The following is a 793-nucleotide window of genomic DNA, read 5'->3' on the forward strand; positions in this document are numbered from 1 at the left end:
AGCGCCTTGCGGTAGCCCTCGGGATGAGCCTGACCGAAGTTGCGCTCCATGCGTTCCTTGGTGTTTCTGCCCTTCTCGATGCCGATAACGGTGACGGGAGTCTCGAAGAGCATCGCGAGACCGCCCACGATCGCCTTGTCGTCCGAAAATCTTCTGTCGCCGTGAAGCTCGATAAAGCTCTCGCCGAACATGTATTTAATATAGTCAACCGCCGTCAGTTTCGACGCGTCGCGCGCAGCGAGAACCTTTTCGTAGGCGGGATTGGTGTTTGGTGTTGTGCCTGACATTCTTAGACCTCCCCGTAGCCGTGTAATTTCAGGAGCTTAACGAGCGTCGGCTTGAGCGACGAACGCTGCACGACCGCGTCGATAAAGCCCTTTTGCAGTACAAATTCCGAGGTCTGAAAGTCCTTCGGCAGCTTTTGGCGCATTGTCTGCTCGATTACTCTGGGACCCGCGAAAGCCACAAGCGCGTTTGGTTCGGCGAGGATGATGTCGCCCTCCATCGCGAACGAGGCGGTAACGCCGCCGGTGGTGGGGTCGGTCAGAACGGTGATGTACAGCAGACCGGCGTCGCTGTGGCGCTTGACCGCGCCGGAGGTCTTTGCCATCTGCATGAGCGAGAGGATACCCTCCTGCATTCTCGCGCCGCCCGAAACGGTGCAGATGATCACGGGAAGCGCGTTCTCTGTAGCGTACTCAAAGGCGCGCGTGATTTTTTCGCCGGTGACGGTGCCCATGCTGCCCATCATGAATTCCGCGTCCATAACGCAAAGCTCGGTTCTAATGCCGTC

The 793-nt window shown here is 58.0% G+C and carries 1 pseudogene; it reads right to left on the reverse strand.

Features of this window, described 5'->3' with window-relative positions:
- A pseudogene (locus KQI64_RS10695) lies at positions 1 to 793 on the reverse strand (carboxyl transferase domain-containing protein); the annotation flags it as partial.

The sequence above is a fragment of the Lachnoclostridium sp. MSJ-17 genome (genome assembly GCF_018918205.1).
GTDB lineage: Bacteria > Bacillota > Clostridia > Oscillospirales > Acutalibacteraceae > Ruminococcoides.